The organism is Micromonospora sp. HM134, assembly GCF_007833915.1.
Classification (GTDB): domain Bacteria; phylum Actinomycetota; class Actinomycetes; order Mycobacteriales; family Micromonosporaceae; genus Micromonospora; species Micromonospora wenchangensis.
In genome coordinates this window covers 6,045,426-6,061,509 of the sequence record NZ_CP041061.1, presented here as the reverse complement: position 1 = coordinate 6,061,509, position 16,084 = coordinate 6,045,426, and the positions used below count along the sequence as shown (strand labels likewise).

Here is a 16,084-nt window from a genome sequence, read left to right as displayed (position 1 = left end):
CGGCGTCTGGGACCCCGTGCCGGACTTACCTACCCGTCCCACGGCCGCTGAACCCGTACCGTGATCTTGTCAACATCGCCAGCTCAGCGGTGGCGGACCCGGCGCGGACCGGACCGGGCGGGGTGATGTGGGCGCGGCCGGCCGTACCTGTCAGGATTGACGACGGCGTGCGCGTGGCCGGCCCCCGGCCGGCGGCGGGTGGAGGTCGGAGCCCGCGCCGACGCACCCGCGAGCCCGCGACAGTAACCGACGGAGGTACCCCGCACCGTGGCCCAGTTCATCTACGTCCTGGAAAAGGCGCGCAAGGCGCACGGCGACAAGGTCGTGCTCGACAACGTGACGCTGAACTTCCTGCCGGGGGCCAAGATCGGTGTGGTCGGCCCGAACGGCGCCGGTAAGTCCAGCCTCCTCAAGATCATGGCAGGGCTGGACAAGCCGAGCAACGGCGAGGCCCGGCTGATGCCCGGCTACACCGTCGGGATGCTCGCCCAGGAGCCCCCGCTCAACGACAGCAAGACCGTGCTCGGCAACGTCGAGGAGGCGGTCGCCGGGACCAAGGCCAAGCTGGACCGGTTCAACGCCATCGCCGAACAGATGGCCACCGACTACTCCGACGAGCTGATGGAGGAGATGGGCCGGCTCCAGGAGGAGCTGGACCACCTCGACGCCTGGGACATCGACTCCAAGCTCGAACTGGCCATGGACGCGCTGCGCTGCCCGCCGCCGGACGCCGACGTCACCCAGCTCTCCGGTGGGGAGCGCCGCCGGGTCGCGCTGTGCAAGCTGCTGCTGGAGGCGCCCGACCTGCTGCTGCTCGACGAGCCCACCAACCACCTCGACGCGGAGAGCGTGTCCTGGCTGGAGCAGCACCTGGCCAAGTACGCCGGCACCGTCATGGCGATCACCCACGACCGGTACTTCCTCGACAACGTGGCCAACTGGATCCTGGAGCTGGACCGGGGCCGGACGTACCCGTACGAGGGCAACTACTCCACCTACCTGGAGAAGAAGGCCGCCCGGCTGGCCGTCGAGGGGCGCCGCGACGCCAAGATGAAGAAGCGGCTCACCGAGGAACTGGAGTGGGTCCGCTCCAACGCCAAGGCCCGGCAGACCAAGTCCAAGGCCCGGCTGGACCGCTACGACGAGATGGCCGCCGAGGCGGAGAAGACCCGCAAGCTGGACTTCGAGGAGATCCAGATCCCGCCGGGCCCGCGCCTGGGCAGCACGGTCATCGAGGCCAACCACCTCAGCAAGGGCTTCGGCGACCGGCTGCTCATCGACGACCTGTCGTTCTCGCTGCCGCGCAACGGCATCGTCGGCATCATCGGCCCGAACGGCGTCGGCAAGACCACCCTGTTCAAGACCATCGTCGGGTTGGAGCAGCCGACCGGCGGCGAGGTCCGGGTCGGCCCCACCGTGTCGCTGTCGTACGTCGACCAGAACCGGGAGGGCCTGCACGGCGACAAGACCGTCTGGGAGGTCGTCTCCGACGGTCTCGACTACCTGATGGTGGGCAAGGTCGAGATGCCGTCCCGGGCGTACATCGCGGCGTTCGGCTTCAAGGGGCCGGACCAGCAGAAGCCGACCAAGGTGCTCTCCGGTGGCGAGCGCAACCGGCTCAACCTGGCGCTGACCCTCAAGATCGGCGGCAACGTCATCCTGCTCGACGAGCCGACCAACGACCTCGACGTCGAGACGCTGTCCAGCCTGGAGAACGCCCTGCTGGAGTTCCCCGGCTGCGCCGTGGTGATCTCCCACGACCGGATGTTCCTCGACCGGGTCGCCACCCACATCCTGGCCTGGGAGGGCGACGACGAGAACCCGGCGAAGTGGTTCTGGTTCGAGGGCAACTTCGACGCGTACGAGAAGAACAAGATCGACCGGCTCGGGGCGGAGGCGGCCCGGCCGCACCGGGTGACCTACCGCAAGCTGACCCGCGACTGAGCATGGCGGACCGTTTCGTCTACCACTGCACCCTGCGCTGGTCCGACCTGGACGCGTACGGCCACGTCAACAACTCGCGCTTCCTCACCCTGTACGAGGAGGCGCGGGTGGCGTTGATGTTCGCCGGTGGCAAGGCGTGGGGGGTCGGCTCGTTCGCCGACGGGGTCGTCATCCGCCGGCACGAGGTCGACTACCTGCGTCCGGTCGACTACGCGCTCGGCCGGGCCACCGCCCAGGCCGCGCCGACCGTCCGGATCGAACTGTGGGTGGAGCGCATCCGGGCCGCCTCGTTCACCGTCGCCTACGAGCTGTACGACGGCGACGTGCTGGCCAGCACCGCCCGCTCGGTGCTGGTCCCGTTCGACCTCGTGGAGAAGCGGCCCCGGCGGATCAGCGACGACGAACGGGCCTTCCTGGAGTCGTGGGCCCTGACCGACGGGGCGGCGTGAACGGCGGGGCCACCGTCCGGCCGGAGCACGGGTTGGCCGGGGCGGACGACGCGGGGGCCTTCCTGGCCCGGCTGGTCCGCCTCGACCCGGCCACGGTGGTCCGGCTACGCCCGCTGCCCGGCGTCGGCCGTACCGCCCTCTGGGCCCGGCTACCGTGGGACGTGCTGGTGGTCCGGACGGTGGCCGGGAGCGCCCCGGCCGACGTCACCGTGGACGCGGCCGAGCTGCTGGCCCGGTTGGCCGACGCCGACACCGCGCTGCCGCCCGGCCGCGACGAGCGGTGGCGGTGGCCGCTGCCCCCGGTGGTGAGCCGCCCGGTCGAGGTGCTGCCCGCCGCCGAGCTGCGGCGCATCGCCGAGGCCGCGGCGGGCACCCTGCGCACCGCCGCCGCCGAGGGGGTACGCGGGCGTGCGGTGGGGCAGCGGATGCTGCGGGAGGCGCTGCTGGACCACGTGGCGGTGACCGTCACTCCCGACGCCGATCCGGCCGACCCGGTGGAGATCACCCAACGGCTGGTGCAGGGGTTGGTCCGGATGGGTTTCCTGGGCCCGGCCGAGGTCACCGCGGCGGGGGAGGTCCAGGTCCGGGTGGCCGGCCGGTGGGTCGGTCTGGTGGGACCATACGGAGCCGCCTGGTCGCGGAAAGTTTCGGATCTCGCAATTCGTCCGGCGCGGGATCAGCCGAAAGTATGACCCCGGCTCATTCTTCCGGGCTGGGGCTGCCGTTGGGGGGGTGTCTCAACCCGGCTGTCCGGGTACCGTCCATCCTCGGATCCAACGCACCGTAGGCGATTGGATCCGCTGGGGAGTGAGGTGCGCGAGCGATGCCGTGGTGGTCATGGCGCCCTGGTCCCGCCGCTGGCGGCGACCCGGAAACTCGAAGCGGAGTCTCGGTGGACAGCATCCGGGTGGGGCCACCGCCGCCCCGGCAGCCGGCGGAGGACTGCCCCGGCACCGATCGGCCCGTCGTGACCGACCGGCCGGCCTCCGTGGCGCCGGTCACCCTGGCCCGGGTGTGCGACGCGCTCGACCTGCTCGACGTGCGTTACCTGGCCGACGGTGACGGCAACCTGCTGGCCATGTGGGAACGGCACGCGGTGCTGGTGACCCTCGAAGGCCCCGAGGACGAGATCCTGGTGATGCGGGCCCGCCCGCACGCCACCGTCCCGCCGGACTGGGCTGACCGGGCCTACCGGGTGGTCAACGAGTGGAACCACACCCGCCGGTTCTGCAAGGCGTACATCGGCGACCCGACCGAGCGCGGCCAGTTGCCCATCTACGCCGAGTTGCAGGTGCCGCTCGGCGCCGGGGCGCACGACGCGCTGCTGGTGGAGATGCTCGACTGCGGCGCGGCCGTGGCGACCACCTTCGTCGACTGGCTGCACGACGAGGGCGCCCTGCTCTGAGCCTGCCCGACGTCCCGCCCGCGCCGTCGTGGCCGCCGGGTCAGCCGACGGCCGGGTCCTCCATCACGTTGACCATGAAGTAGGCCGACCGCTCCAGGTAGTCCCAGAGGGTGGCGGCGGGCTCCGGTGGCAGGTCCAACTCGTCCACCGCCCGGCGCATGTGGCGCAGCCAGGCGTCCCGCTCGGCCGGGCCGATCCGGAACGGCGCGTGCCGCATCCGCAGCCGGGGATGCCCCCGCTGGGCCGAGTAGGTGTTCGGGCCGCCCCAGTACTGCATCAGGAACAGCGTCATCCGCTCGGTGGCCGGCCCGAGGTCGTCCTCCGGGTACATCGGGCGCAGCAGCGGATCGGCGGCGATGCCGGCGTAGAACCGGTCGACCAGCCGCCGGAAGGTGGGCTCACCACCGACCGCGTCGAAGAAGGTCGTCGACGGAACGGGCCGGGGATCGCCTGCGGAATTCACCGTTCCATCCTGCCAGGTACGGCGACGCCACGACCGCCGCCCACCGGCCGATCACGTCACAGCGTGCCGCCGGCGGGCCCGCTCCCCGGGCCGGGGCGTCGCCGACTCGGGCCGGTCGCCCGCCGGTGACCCGGTGCCGGCGTTGGCCAGGTCGGCGGCCTTCACGGCGGCGTCGACGGTCGCCCGGTCCGGCCAGCGCAGCGCGGTGACCAGCATCAGCAGCACCCCGGCGGCGCTCCACACCCCGACCACCACCGGCACCGAGAACCGGTCGGCGAGCAGGCCGGTGGCCAGCACCGCGCCGCCCTGGATCACCTGGATGCCGGTGGCCATCACACCGAAGGCACGGGCCCGGTAGCCGTTGGGCAGGGCCCGGACGAACAGACCGTTCGCCGTCGGGATCAGGCCGGCGACCGCGAAACCGCAGGCCGCCGCGAGCAGGGCGACCACCACCGGGGGTGGGTTCAGCAGCGCCGGCACCAGGGCCAGCGGGGCGAGCACCGCCAGCGGTCGCATCAGGGTGAGCCGGCCGGCGGGCGACACCAGCCGGCCGACCAGCAGTCCGCCGACGATGTACCCGACCGGGTTGGCCGCCATGATGACGGCCTGGGCGGCACCCGAGTCCAGGCCGTTGCCGGAGCGTTCGCCGGCCCACGCGGCGGCCAGTCCCTCCGGGACGATCGAGAAGAGCATGGCGCTGAACACCAGCAGGCTGATCGCCCGCAGGACGGGCGTGCCGAAGACGATCCGGAACCCCTCGCCGGTCTCCCGCAGCAGGTGGGTCCGGTGCGCCGCGCTCAGCGTCGGCTCCCGGTCGTGCACGCCGAGCCGGACGAGCAGCGCGGACAGCCCGAAGGTGGCCGCGTTGAGCAGCAGCGCGGCCGTCGGGCTGACCGCGGCGACCGCCGCGCCGGCCAGGTAGCCGACGACCTGCGCGGCCTGGCTGGCGCTGGCGTTGAGGGACAGCCCGAGCACCAGCCGGTCCCCGGTGAGGATCGCCGGCAGCAACGCCGAGCGGGCCGCCTGGCTCGGCGGGTTGGCCAGGGTGGCGGCGAAGAGCAACGCGAGGATCGCCCAGACCGGCAGGCCGGGCAGCACGATCAGGACGGTCAGCAGCATCCGGATCACGTCGCAGGTCACCATCACCCGCCGGTGCCGGTACCGCTCGGCGAGCGCGGCGAGCAGCGGACCGCCGACCAGCCACGGCAGGTAGCTGACCGCGAACGCGGCGGCGGACAGGGCGACGGAGCGGCTCTCCTGGTAGACCAGCACGGTGACGGCGGCCTTGGCGACGTAGTCGCCGACCCAGGACAGGACACTGGCGGCGAAGACCGCCCGGAACTCCCCCTGCCCGAACACCTCGCGGAAGGTGGCCGGCCGGTCCGGGGCGGGTCGCTCGTCGGACACCGTCGCCTCCATCGTGCCCCGGCACCGGCCACTTGTGATGGCCCGGCGGGGCCCCGTCGTCAGATTCGCGGATCAGCGATGACGTGATCACGCTCCCGGGAACGCGTGCACCGGATTCTGCCCGATCGTCTGACAACTGACTAGGGCGAACGGATTGATCGTCGCATCCCCGACTGAACGAACGGACGATACCCGAGGGGTCGACCGGCGCGCGAGCCCCGACCATCGGGCCGGGTCGGACGGATGGTGAGCTGCGGTTTCAGCTGTCCCCGGGCCGCCCGGCACCCGTGCTGCCGGTGCCCGCCGGGGTGCCGGCGCCCGTCGGGGCACCCGGGGCCGTCGGATCGTTCGTGCCCGTCGGGGCAGCCGGGACGGCCGGACCCGTCGGGCCGGAGGGGGCGGCGGGGCCGGCGGCCGGCGGGGTGGTCGGGGCGGCGGTGCCGGTGGTCATGCCGACCGGCGGCAGCCCCGGATAGAGCCGGGCCGCCGCGATCCGCGCGGTGATGCCCGAGTTCTCCAACGCCTCGGCGAGCCGGCGGCGCAACTCCCGGCCGACCGCGAACTGCCCCTCCGCCGTGGTCTTGACCACCGTACGGATCACCGCGCCGTCGACGGTCATCTGCTCCACGCCGAGCACCTCGGGCGGCTCGACGATGTCGGGGGACAGCTCCGGGTCCACCGCCACCGACGCGGCGGCCGTCCGCAGCACCGCGTTGGCCTCCTCGGTGCCGGCGAACCCGATCGGCAGGTCGATCACGACCAGTGCCCAGCCCTGGCTCTTGTTGCCCACCCGGATGATCTCGCCGTTGCGGATGTACCAGAGCACCCCGCGACCGTCGCGGACCGTGGTGACCCGCAGCCCCACCGACTCGACCACCCCGGTCGCCTCGCCCAGGTCGACCGTGTCACCGACGCCGTACTGGTCCTCGATCAGCATGAACAGCCCGGCGATCAGGTCCTTCACCAGACTCTGCGCGCCGAAGCCGAGCGCCACCCCGGCGATGCCGGCGCTGGCCAGCAGCGGGGCCAGGTCGAAGCTGAACTCGCGCAGGATCATCAGCAGCGCGATGCCGAAGACGAAGGCGGTGACCATGCTGCGCAGCACCGAGCCGATCGCCTCGGCGCGCTGGCGACGCCGCTCGGGGACGAACTCGGTCGGGTCGAGCGTGGCGGTGGGCACCCGCTCACGCAGCGGACGCAGCAGGGTGGGCACCGCGCCGTCGGTGGTGGTCCGGACCAGCCGGTTGATCGTCCGGTGCAGCGCCCAGCGGGCCACGAACGCCAGCAGCAGGATCAGCACCACCCGCAGCGGCTTGAGCAGGATCCAGTAGCTGCCCTCGGCGAACCAGGCCGACCCGGTCACCCGGTACAGGTACTCGCAGGAGGTGCTGCCCAGACAGTCGGCACCCGAGCTGCCCCCGGAACCCGGGCTGCCGCTCGGGGCCGGACTCGGGGCGGCGGACAGGACGACGGACGACAGGCTGACGACGCTCACCCTGTCTTCGTACCGCAGGGGGCCGGACGGCCGACGGCCGACCCACCACGCCCGCCCCGGCCCGCGATCGTACGGTGCCGAACCGGACATCTTCCTACACCGTGCGGAGGGTTCCGCGGGTACCCCGGATTAGTGCGTGCAATCGCGGGTCCGATCAGGGACGATTGGCGTCAACGGACGACGGTGATCCCGCCGGAGTCGGTCGTGGCCCGCCGCTGCCCGGGGGCCGACCGGCGCTGCCAGCGGTGGGAGCGGCTGGACCGGGAGGGTGAGCACGATGCCTGACATACGACCCACGGTGGGCTCCGGCGCGCTGGTCCTCAACGCCACCTACGAGCCGCTGTGTGTCGTGTCCGTGCGTCGCGCCGCGATCCTGGTGCTCTCCGCCAAGGCCGTCTGTGTCGCCGACGGCGACGGCATCCTGCACAGCGCCCACGACGCGCTCCCCGTCCCCTCGGTGGTACGGCTGACCCGGTTCGTCCGGGTGCCCTACCGCACCCATGTCGGGCTCTCCCGCCGGGCGATCTTCGCCCGTGACGGCAACCGCTGCGCCTACTGCCGGGGTCCCGCCGAGACCATCGACCATGTCTTCCCGCGCAGCCGTGGGGGCCGGCACGCCTGGGAGAACGTGGTCGCGGCCTGCGCCCGGTGCAACCACACCAAGGGCGACAAGACCCCGGCCGAGCTGGGGTGGCGGCTGCACTGCCTGCCGGCGGCCCCGAAAGGCACCGCCTGGCGGGTGCTCGGCCACCGCGCGCCCGACCCGCGCTGGGCGGACTGGCTCGACCTGCGGGAGCCGCTGCGCGAGGCCGAAGCCGCCTGACGGGCGTCGCAATCGGGTGCGCCGGCGCGGGTCAGCGGGCCCGGACCAGGGTGGCGTACACCACCACGTTGTCGGCGTAGCCGGTCCCGCCGCCGACCCAGCGCCCGCCGCAGGTGATCAGCCGCAGGTTGGGGCGGCTGAAGTCGCCGAAGATCTCGTCGACCGGCAACCGTTCCTTGCCGTACCGCCGCACCTCGTCGACCGTGAACACGGCGACCTTGCGGTCGGCCCGGGTCACCTCGATCTCGTCGCCGTCGCGCAGTTCCCGCAGCCCGTGGAAGACCGCCGGCCCGGTGGTGGTGTCCACGTGCCCGACGATCACCGCCGGGCCGTACTGGCCGGGGGTGGGGCCCTGGTCGTACCAGCCGGCCTCCTGGGCGCGGGCGGTGGCCGGGACGTCGATGCTGCCGTCCGGGGCGATGCCCACCTGGTGCACCGGGGCCCGCACGTCGATCCGGGAGATGGCGATCTGGGTCGGCGGGCTGCCCGACAGCACCGGGAACCGCTTCGGTGGCGGGCGCAGGCCGGCCACGAACCGGTCCGGCAGGACGCTGAGCCCGGTGACCCGCTCCACCCCGAGCATCGCCACGATCAGCAGCATCACCGCGGCGATCGCCAGCACCGGCAGACCCGGCCCGGACCCGGTGAACCGGCCGCCGAACGCCGCAGCCCGGGGCGCCGGGCGTACCGGACGGGCCTGGGTGACCGGGTCGGCGGTGGTCAAGCTGGCGGAGAACGCCTGGCCGGCGACCCGGCGGAAACGCCCGGCGGCGCGGCGGGTACGGGCGGCGAGGCTGCCGGCGGCGCGCCGGCTGCCGGCGGCGACCCGGACGGTACGCCGGGCCGCCGCCCGCAACCGGTGGCCGGCCGGCCGGGAACGGGTGCGGGCCATGACGACAGGTGGTCAGGCACCGGCCCGGGTCCGTCGGCGGTTGCCGCCGAAGACGCCGAGCCCGGCCGCCACGGCCACCACGGCCAGTCCGCCGACCAGCAGCAGCGAACCGCTGCCCCGGTCGCCCGCGGTCCCGCCGCCGCCGGTCGCCGGGCCCTTGCTCGGCTGGGCCATGTTCAGCACGGTCAGCATGGTCGAGGCGGTGTTGCCGTTGGCGCACTTCAGGTCCACCGGATAGTCCCCGGGCTGCTTGTTGCCCGGGATGGTGACCGCACCGGTGAGGAAGCCGTTGTCGGGCCGCAGCACCACCCGCCCGAAGGCGTCCGAGTGCACGGTGGCCTGCTGGTTGTTGGCGTTGTCGCAACTCGCCCGGACGGTGACCCGGGTGCCGGCCTGCGCGGTGTTCGGCGTGACCTCGACGAAGGTGTTCTCCCCGGCGCGCGCCGGGGTGGCCGCCGCCAGGACGAACACCCCGACCAGGGTGAGCATCGCCAGTACGGCGTGGACGGCGTGACGGTGCAGAGTGAGCCCCCGCATGATTCCCCCCTCCCGGCGACGGTTCGCCGGAATCCTGCGACGGGTGTGCGGGGCTGCATTCCCGCTGGCCCGGGGGCAAACCCGGACTCAGGCCCGCCCGGGGTCGGTGGCGGGCGGCAACGGGGTGACCGGATGCCACTGCAACGGGCTGGAGAGCACCATCGTGCTGGACGGCTGCCCGTACGGGGCGAGTCGGTCGATCACCGCCTCGAACTGCCCGATCGAGCCGGCGGCGACCTTGAGCATGCTGCACGCGTCCCCGGTGATCCGGTGGATCTCCTGGATCTCCGGCCAGTCGACGACGTTCGGGTCGTGCAGGATGCACCGGGGGCCGTAACAGGACATCCGGATCAGCGCGACCACCCCCCGGCCGGCGCGGGCCAGGTCGACGTGCGCGTGGTAGCCGGTGACCACCCCGGACTCCTCCAGCCGGCGGACCCGTTCGGCGACCGCCGGCGGGGACAGGTGCACCCGCCGGGACAGTTCGCTGTACGACAGCCGCGCGTCGGCCTGCAACTCCCGCAGCAGGGCCCAGTCCATCTCGTCCACGCACCGACCTTATCTTCGGCAGGTGGTGCCGCCGAAGTGCCTTTCGTTCGTGAAGTGAGAGGCGGTCAGCGCCATCGAAGCGGCATTCCACCGCGCGTACGTACCGGGAGATCATGTCGGGGCAGCCGAACCGGAGGAGGCGAGACGGTGGAACAGACGGACCTGCGGGCGCACACCCCGAACCCGGCGGTGCGCCCGGCCACCCCGCAGCAGCGCCGGGCCCGCGCCGCCCGCAACGGCGGCGAGCCCACCCTGGAGTTCGCCGACCGGACGCCCTACGACGCGTACGTGCACGCCAGCACCCTGCACACCCTCCAACAGCCACTGAGCAGCGACCCGGGCGAGATGTCCTTCCTGATGGTCAGCCAGATCATGGAGCTGTACTTCGGGCTGACCTGCCACGAGCTGCGCCAGGCCCAGCGGGACCTGCGGGCCGACCGGGTGTGGGCGGCGCTCGCCCCGCTGCGTCGGGCCGCCCTGCACCTGGAGGGGCTCAACGCCGCCTGGCGCGGGCTGCGCTGGATGACCCCGGCCGACTTCAACCGGTTCCGCGACCTGCTCGGCGAGGGCTCCGGCTTCCAGTCCGCGATGTACCGCCAGCTGGAGTTCCTGCTCGGGCTGCGCGACCCGGCGCTGATCCGCCCCTTCCGCCGCCAACCCCAGGTGTACGACGACCTGCGCGCCGCGCTCGCCGAGCCGAGCCTCTGGGACGACGTGATCGCCCTGCTCGGCCGGCACGGGCACGAACTGCCCGCCGAGCTGCGCGACCGGGACGTCGCCGTCGAGCACCTGCCGCACCCCCGGGTCGAGGCGGCCTGGGTGGCGGTCTACGACGACGACGGGCCGGACAACCACCTGCGGCAGCTCGGTGACGCGCTGGCCGACGTGGCCGAGCAGTTCGGCGACTGGCGGTGGAACCACGTCAAGGCCGTGCAGCGCACCATGGGCGCCAAGGTGGGCAGCGGCGGGTCGGCCGGGCTGGCCTGGTTGCAGCGCAGCATGTCCCGGGTGGTCTTCCCCGAACTGTGGTCGGCCCGCACCGCGATGTGACCTGGCGTGCCGGCGGTCCGCCGGGCCCCACGGGTGGCCGGCCCCGCCGCCGTGCGGGGCGCCGGGACCGGCCGGTGCGGGGTCAGGAGTGCGGGCAGGTGTCCCGGTACTCCTCGATCGCGCTGCCCCGGGGCGCCGGGCAGAGGAACTGCTCGTAGCGGGTGTCGTCGTCGACGAACCGCTTCAGCCAGGAGATGCTGTACTTCGCCACGGTGACGTTCGGCGAGGTCGGCGCGGAGTGGCCGGCCGCGTTCAACTCCAGGTACGCCTTGTCCAGGCTCGCCGGCAGGCTGGTGTAGAACGGCTCCGAGTGCGACGCCACCGGGGCGGTCGAGTCGTTCTCCGCGCCGATCACCAGCGTCGGAACCCGTACCGACGACCAGTTCTTGACGGTGTGCCAGCCGGTGAGCGGGATGGCGGCCTGCAACGCGGGCCGGGTGTTCGCCGCCGACAGGCTGCCGCCGCCGCCCATCGAGTGCCCCATCACCGCGAGCCGGTTGCGGTCGATCCGGGTCCGCACCGCGCTGCTGCCGGTCAGGTAGTCCAACGCGGCGAGCAGTTGGGTGCCCCGCGAGGCCGGCTGGTCGTACACGGAGAGGGTGTCGATGGTGATGACCACGAAGCCCTGCGAGGCCAGCCGGGGGCCGAGCCAGGCGACGCTGGACTGGCTGGCGGTGTAGCCGGGGGAGATCGCGACCGCGCCGAAGGTGCCCTCGGCGGTGCTGGTCGGGTAGTAGACGGTGCCGCCCCGGAACCCGCTCACGGCGGACGCCGCGACGGTGCTCTGGGCGATGGCGAACGGGCCCCGGGTGGCCTCGATGCTGGCCGTCGTCGGGGCGGGACCCCGCTCGTACGGGTTGGCGGCGGACGCCGCGGCCGGCCGGCCGTCGCCGGGCGCGGCGGTCGCGCCGGGTGCGGCGACCGCGCTGCCACCGACCAGGGCGAGCGCGAGCAGCGGGCGGGTGACCAGTCGGGGCCAGGGTCGGCGGGACCGGGACCGGGCGGGGTGGGGGTGGAGGGCGGGCACGGGTTGCACGGGGGGCTCCCTGCGGGTGGGTGGACCGGAATCGATCGAAAAGGTTCGATCGGTACGGGCCATCCTCCGGGTCCCGGCACCGAGACCGGCAATCCCGGCCGGGTCATGTCAGCGGAATATGGGGCGGACGCCACACCCGTGCCGGTCGTGTCGTCCCGGCGCGATCGGGTGCCGAACCGGCAGGATGGGACCGGGTGACCCGACTCGTCGCCGCCCCGGGGCCGCTGGAACACTGGAGTGACAGGTGGGATCGGCACCCCGCAGGCTCGCGGGGCGTCGGCTCCGCTAACGTGAATGGCAGCGGAGTCGGGAGCACGGTGTCATGATCGTCCACCCGACCCGGAAGCTCTGGTCTCTCTTACCGCCTGGGGGCGTTGGGATTGTCTGTCACTGACACGTTGCTGATCTTCGTCGGCATCCCGGCGGCGGTGGTGCTGGTGATTGTCGGGCTGGTCTACGCCGCCAACCACGGCAGCGGCGGCGGCGCCAAGCGCTACCGGCCGGGCCGACGCTTCGACTTCACGCCGGTCTGGTTCCTGGGCCGCCCGGAGCAGCTGGCCGACTCGGCCGGCACCGCCCTGGCCGCCGGTGCCCAGGCGCCGGCGCTGACCAGCCACAAGCAGCAGCAGGCCGGCATCGAGGCGCCGGCCGGTGGAACCGGAGGCGCAAGTGACCGTTGGTGAGCAGGTCGACCAGGCCGGTACGGGCACCCCGCCCGAGGTGCTGGACGGGCCGTTCTCGACCCGGCAACTGCTGCGCATCGACGAGGCGCTGCGCCTGGCCGACCAGGGCAGCGGCCTGGTCTTCTCGGTCTACGTCGGCGGCCTCGACGAGCCGGTCCGGGAGCACGCCGAGCGGCTGCACCGCCAGCTCGCCGAGCCGGACAGGTCGGTGCTGATCGCCGTGTCGCCCAACCAGCGCCAGCTGGAGGTCGTCACCGGCCGGTACGCCCGCAAGCGCATCCCCGACACGTACGTCAAGCTGGCCGCGCTGTCCATGGTGGCGTCCTTCGGCGGCGGGGATCTGGCCGGCGGCATCATCCAGGGCCTCGACCAGCTCGCCAGCCACGCCGGCCGGGCCTGAGCCCCACCCCGTACGTCCCGACCGATCCGGAGCCCGGCCCGCACCACGCGGACCGGGCTCCGTCGCGTCCACCACACCCGTCGGTGCCGGACCGGCCGGCCGCCGGTCAGCGGGGCCAGTCACGGGGACCGAGTCGGATCGGCCACGGCTCGTCGACCGGTACCGGCTCGTCCGGCTCGACGACCAGAGCGACGTCCGACGGGTCGGCCCACATCCGGTCCCGGGGGCACCCGGCCGGGGCACGACAACGGCCCGGGGCCGGCGCGGGCTCGCACCCGCGCCGGCCCCGGGCCGTGCCATCTCGGCTGTCAGCTGCTGTGGGCGTCCCGCGCGCGGGCCTTCAGCGCCCGGACCACCCCGTCGCGCCCCTCGGCCACCAGGCGGCGCAGCGACGCCGGGTGCCCGTCGCCGGCCAGCCACGCGTCGGTGGCCGCCACCGTCTCCTCCTCGACCAGGTACGCGGGGTACGCCAGCTGCACGAACTCCTGCGCCGGCTCGCTGTCGCGCTGCGCCCACACCTGCGCCACCGTGGCGAAGTACCGCTCCCGGTAGGGCGCGGTGAGCGCGACCTGCGTCGGGTGGGTCAGGCCCTGCAACAGCGCCCGGTTACGCCAGTTCGGCAGCGCGTCCGGGCCGGTCAGCAGGGACCACACCGTCGCCTTGTTCTCCGCCGTCGGCACCAGCGCGTGCGCGTAGGCGGCCTCCCGCTCGCCGGAGGCCGTCCGGTCGCCGGCCAGCTCCGCCTCGATCTCGGCGGCACCGGCCGCCCCCTTGGCCACCAGCGACTGCAACACCGTCCACCGCAGCTCGGTGTCGATGGTCAGGCCCGCCGGCACGTCGGTGCCGGCCAGCCACCCGCGCAGCGTCGCCAGGTCCTCGTCGGCGCGGGCCGACGAGGCGTACGCCCGGGCCCAGGCGAGCTGGAAGCCGCTGCCCGGCTCGGCCGCCGCCAGCGCGTCCTTCGCGGCCCGGGACAGCCCGGCCCAGCCGGTCGGCGCCCACGCCGGGTCGGCGTAGAAGATCAGCGCGGTGCTGGCCTGCCGCAGGGTGGCGGTGACCAGGTTGATGTCGGTCTCGGCGGGCAGCCCGGCCAGCACCAGCGCCACGTAGTCGCGGGCGGACAGTTCGGCGTCGCGGACCATGTCCCAGGCGGCCGTCCAGCACAGCGCGCGGGCCAGCGACGAGTCGAAGCCGGCGATGTGCTGCACCACGGTCGCCATCGAGCGCTCGTCGAGCCGTAGCTTGGTGTAGGTCAGGTCGTCGTCGTTGAGCAGCAGCACGTCGGCGGCCGGCCGGCCGTGCAGCACCGACAGCTCGGTCACCTCGCCGGTCACGTCCACCTCGACCCGCTCCCGGCGGAGCAGCCGGCCGTCGGTCAGGTCGTACAGGCCGACGCCGATCCGGTGGGTGCGCAGCGTCGGGTGTCCGGCCGGGGCCTCCTGCCGGACCAGCACCCGCTCGTAGCCGCCGTCGGCACCGATGGTGACCTCGGGGCGCAGGGTGTTGACCTGGGCGGTCTCCAGCCACTGGGCGGCGAACTTGCGCAGCTCCCGGCCGGAGGCCGTCTCCAGCTCCGACAGCAGGTCGTCGAAGGTGGCGTTGCCCCACGCGTGCTTGCCGAAGTACGCCCGCAGCCCGGCCAGGAACGGCTCCTCACCGACGTACGCCACGAGCTGCTTGAGCACGCTGGCGCCCTTGGCGTACGTGATGCCGTCGAAGTTGACCTCGACCGCCTCCAGGTCCGGCATCTCGCAGTAGACCGGGTGGGTGGAGGAGAGCTGGTCCTGCCGGTAGCCCCAGTTCTTGCGGATCGACAGGAACGTCGTCCAGGCCTCGGAGAACCGGGTGGCGTGGGTGTTGCACCAGTGGCTCGCCCACTCGGCGAACGACTCGTTGAGCCACAGGTCGTTCCACCAGCGCATGGTGACCAGGTCGCCGAACCACATGTGGGCCAGCTCGTGCAGGATCGTGTTGGCCCGCTGCTCGTACTCGAAGTCGGTGACCTGCGAGCGGAACAGGTAGTGCGACTCGGCGTGGGTGACGCAGCCGAAGTTCTCCATCGCGCCGGCGTTGAAGTCGGGGACCCAGAGCTGGTCGTACTTGGGCAGCGGGTAGCGCACCCCGAACTGCTCGTGGAAGAAGTCGAAGCCCTGCTTGGTGATCAGGAACAGGTCGTCGGCGTCCAGGTGGGGGGCCATCGACGCCCGGCAGAAGACGCCCAGGTCGATGCCGTCGTGACTGTCCCGCACCTCGTGGTACGGCCCGGCGCACAGCGCGGTGATGTAGGTGCTCATCCGCGCCGAGGTGGTGAAGTGGACGGTCTTGAGCCCCTCGCCGGCCGGTTCCTCCCGCTCGACGGGCATGTTGGACACCACCCGCCAGTGCGCCGGGACGGTGGCGTGCCAGGTGTAGACGCTCTTCAGGTCGGGCTGGTCGAAGCAGGCGAAGACCTTCTGCGCGTCCGCCGTCTCGAACTGGCTGTAGAGGTACGTCTCCCCGTCGACCGGGTCGACGGTGCGGTGCAGGCCCTGCCCGCTGTTGGAGTAGCCGAAGTCGGCGTCCACCACGAGCACGTTCTCGGCGGCCAGCCCGGTCAGCGCCAGCCCCTTCTCGGCCGACCAGCCGGCGAGGTCCACCGGCGCGCCGTTGAGCGTCGCCGCGCGCACCGACTCGGCGGCCGTCTCGATGAAGGTGCCGGCCCCGGGTTCGGCACAGCGGAACCTGACCTCGGTCACCGACCGGAACGTGCGGCCCTCGGCCTGCACCGCGGTTGACAGGTCGAGGTTGATGTCGTACCCGGTGACCTCCAGCAGGCGGGCCCGCTCGGTGGCCTCGACCTGGGTCAGGTTGCGCACTCCTGGCACTTTCGTCTCCATCCCACTCTCGCCGCCATCCGGCTGCGCCAGCCCCTGCCGGCCGCTCGTGGCGGCGACCCGAGCCGAGTCTTCCAT

General features: G+C 73.1%; 15 protein-coding genes and 1 pseudogene. 8 read left to right on the top strand and 8 right to left on the bottom strand.

What is annotated here, in order from left to right:
* The first annotated feature begins 267 nt into the window (after positions 1-267).
* The 4 genes from ettA to FJK98_RS26200 all read left to right on the top strand — a co-directional run bounded on the left by ettA (position 268) and on the right by FJK98_RS26200 (position 3,798).
* A complete protein-coding gene (ettA, locus tag FJK98_RS26215) occupies positions 268-1,944 on the top strand; it encodes an energy-dependent translational throttle protein EttA (protein ID WP_145921352.1) in 1,677 nt (558 codons plus the stop codon).
* A gap of 2 nt (positions 1,945-1,946) precedes the next feature.
* The gene (locus tag FJK98_RS26210) at positions 1,947-2,393 is read left to right on the top strand and encodes a thioesterase family protein (RefSeq protein ID WP_088646587.1); all 447 of its coding nucleotides are present in this window, start codon (positions 1,947-1,949) and stop codon (positions 2,391-2,393) included.
* The gene (locus FJK98_RS26205) at positions 2,366-3,085 is read left to right on the top strand and encodes a hypothetical protein (protein WP_240762368.1); all 720 of its coding nucleotides are present in this window, start codon (positions 2,366-2,368) and stop codon (positions 3,083-3,085) included. Before FJK98_RS26210 ends, FJK98_RS26205 begins: the two co-directional genes overlap by 28 nt.
* Before the next feature lie 131 nt (positions 3,086-3,216).
* A complete protein-coding gene (locus tag FJK98_RS26200) occupies positions 3,217-3,798 on the top strand; it encodes a YbjN domain-containing protein (protein ID WP_088646589.1) in 582 nt (193 codons plus the stop codon).
* Positions 3,799-3,838: 40 nt separating this feature from the next.
* On the opposite strand, the gene FJK98_RS26195 is transcribed toward FJK98_RS26200, so the two are convergent.
* The 3 genes and pseudogenes from FJK98_RS26195 to FJK98_RS26185 form a co-directional block, all read right to left on the bottom strand.
* Positions 3,839-4,261 carry a globin gene (locus FJK98_RS26195; protein ID WP_145921351.1) on the bottom strand — a complete coding sequence of 141 codons (423 nt, stop codon included), beginning with the start codon at positions 4,259-4,261 and terminating at the stop codon, positions 3,839-3,841.
* A gap of 51 nt (positions 4,262-4,312) precedes the next feature.
* A complete protein-coding gene (locus FJK98_RS26190) occupies positions 4,313-5,680 on the bottom strand; it encodes an MFS transporter (protein ID WP_145921350.1) in 1,368 nt (455 codons plus the stop codon).
* Between the two features lie 406 nt (positions 5,681-6,086).
* Positions 6,087-7,181 (bottom strand): annotated as a pseudogene (locus FJK98_RS26185) (mechanosensitive ion channel family protein); the annotation flags it as partial.
* A 259-nt stretch (positions 7,182-7,440) separates the two neighbouring features.
* On the opposite strand from FJK98_RS26185, the gene FJK98_RS26180 reads away from it, so the two are divergent.
* Positions 7,441-7,986, top strand: a complete 546-nt coding sequence (locus FJK98_RS26180; RefSeq protein ID WP_088646592.1) for an HNH endonuclease — start codon at positions 7,441-7,443, stop codon at positions 7,984-7,986.
* Between the two features lie 31 nt (positions 7,987-8,017).
* Here FJK98_RS26180 and FJK98_RS26175 read toward each other — a convergent pair whose 3' ends face one another.
* From FJK98_RS26175 to FJK98_RS26165, 3 genes are all read right to left on the bottom strand, one after another.
* A complete protein-coding gene (locus FJK98_RS26175; protein WP_228544110.1) occupies positions 8,018-8,842 on the bottom strand; it encodes a class F sortase in 825 nt (274 codons plus the stop codon).
* A gap of 48 nt (positions 8,843-8,890) precedes the next feature.
* Positions 8,891-9,415 carry a hypothetical protein gene (locus FJK98_RS26170; RefSeq protein ID WP_228544104.1) on the bottom strand — a complete coding sequence of 175 codons (525 nt, stop codon included), beginning with the start codon at positions 9,413-9,415 and terminating at the stop codon, positions 8,891-8,893.
* An 87-nt stretch (positions 9,416-9,502) separates the two neighbouring features.
* Positions 9,503-9,964, bottom strand: a complete 462-nt coding sequence (locus tag FJK98_RS26165; RefSeq protein ID WP_145921348.1) for an Lrp/AsnC family transcriptional regulator — start codon at positions 9,962-9,964, stop codon at positions 9,503-9,505.
* A 147-nt stretch (positions 9,965-10,111) separates the two neighbouring features.
* Here FJK98_RS26165 and FJK98_RS26160 point away from each other — a divergent pair, with 147 nt between their 5' ends.
* Positions 10,112-11,014, top strand: coding sequence for a tryptophan 2,3-dioxygenase (locus tag FJK98_RS26160; protein WP_145921347.1), 903 nt, complete (start codon positions 10,112-10,114; stop codon positions 11,012-11,014).
* An 82-nt stretch (positions 11,015-11,096) separates the two neighbouring features.
* On the opposite strand, the gene FJK98_RS26155 is transcribed toward FJK98_RS26160, so the two are convergent.
* A complete protein-coding gene (locus tag FJK98_RS26155) occupies positions 11,097-11,984 on the bottom strand; it encodes an alpha/beta hydrolase (protein ID WP_370517095.1) in 888 nt (295 codons plus the stop codon).
* Positions 11,985-12,448: 464 nt separating this feature from the next.
* Between FJK98_RS26155 and FJK98_RS26150 the strand changes: the two genes are divergently transcribed.
* On the top strand, positions 12,449-12,733 hold the full coding sequence (locus FJK98_RS26150) for a hypothetical protein (protein WP_067310700.1): 285 nt from the start codon (positions 12,449-12,451) through the stop codon (positions 12,731-12,733).
* On the top strand, positions 12,720-13,133 hold the full coding sequence (locus tag FJK98_RS26145) for a DUF5130 family protein (RefSeq protein WP_145921345.1): 414 nt from the start codon (positions 12,720-12,722) through the stop codon (positions 13,131-13,133). Before FJK98_RS26150 ends, FJK98_RS26145 begins: the two co-directional genes overlap by 14 nt.
* A gap of 308 nt (positions 13,134-13,441) precedes the next feature.
* On the opposite strand, the gene pepN is transcribed toward FJK98_RS26145, so the two are convergent.
* Positions 13,442-15,988 (bottom strand): aminopeptidase N, encoded by a 2,547-nt coding sequence (pepN, locus tag FJK98_RS26140; protein WP_145922998.1) that lies wholly within the window; start codon positions 15,986-15,988, stop codon positions 13,442-13,444.
* Between the last annotated feature and the right edge of the window lie 96 nt (positions 15,989-16,084).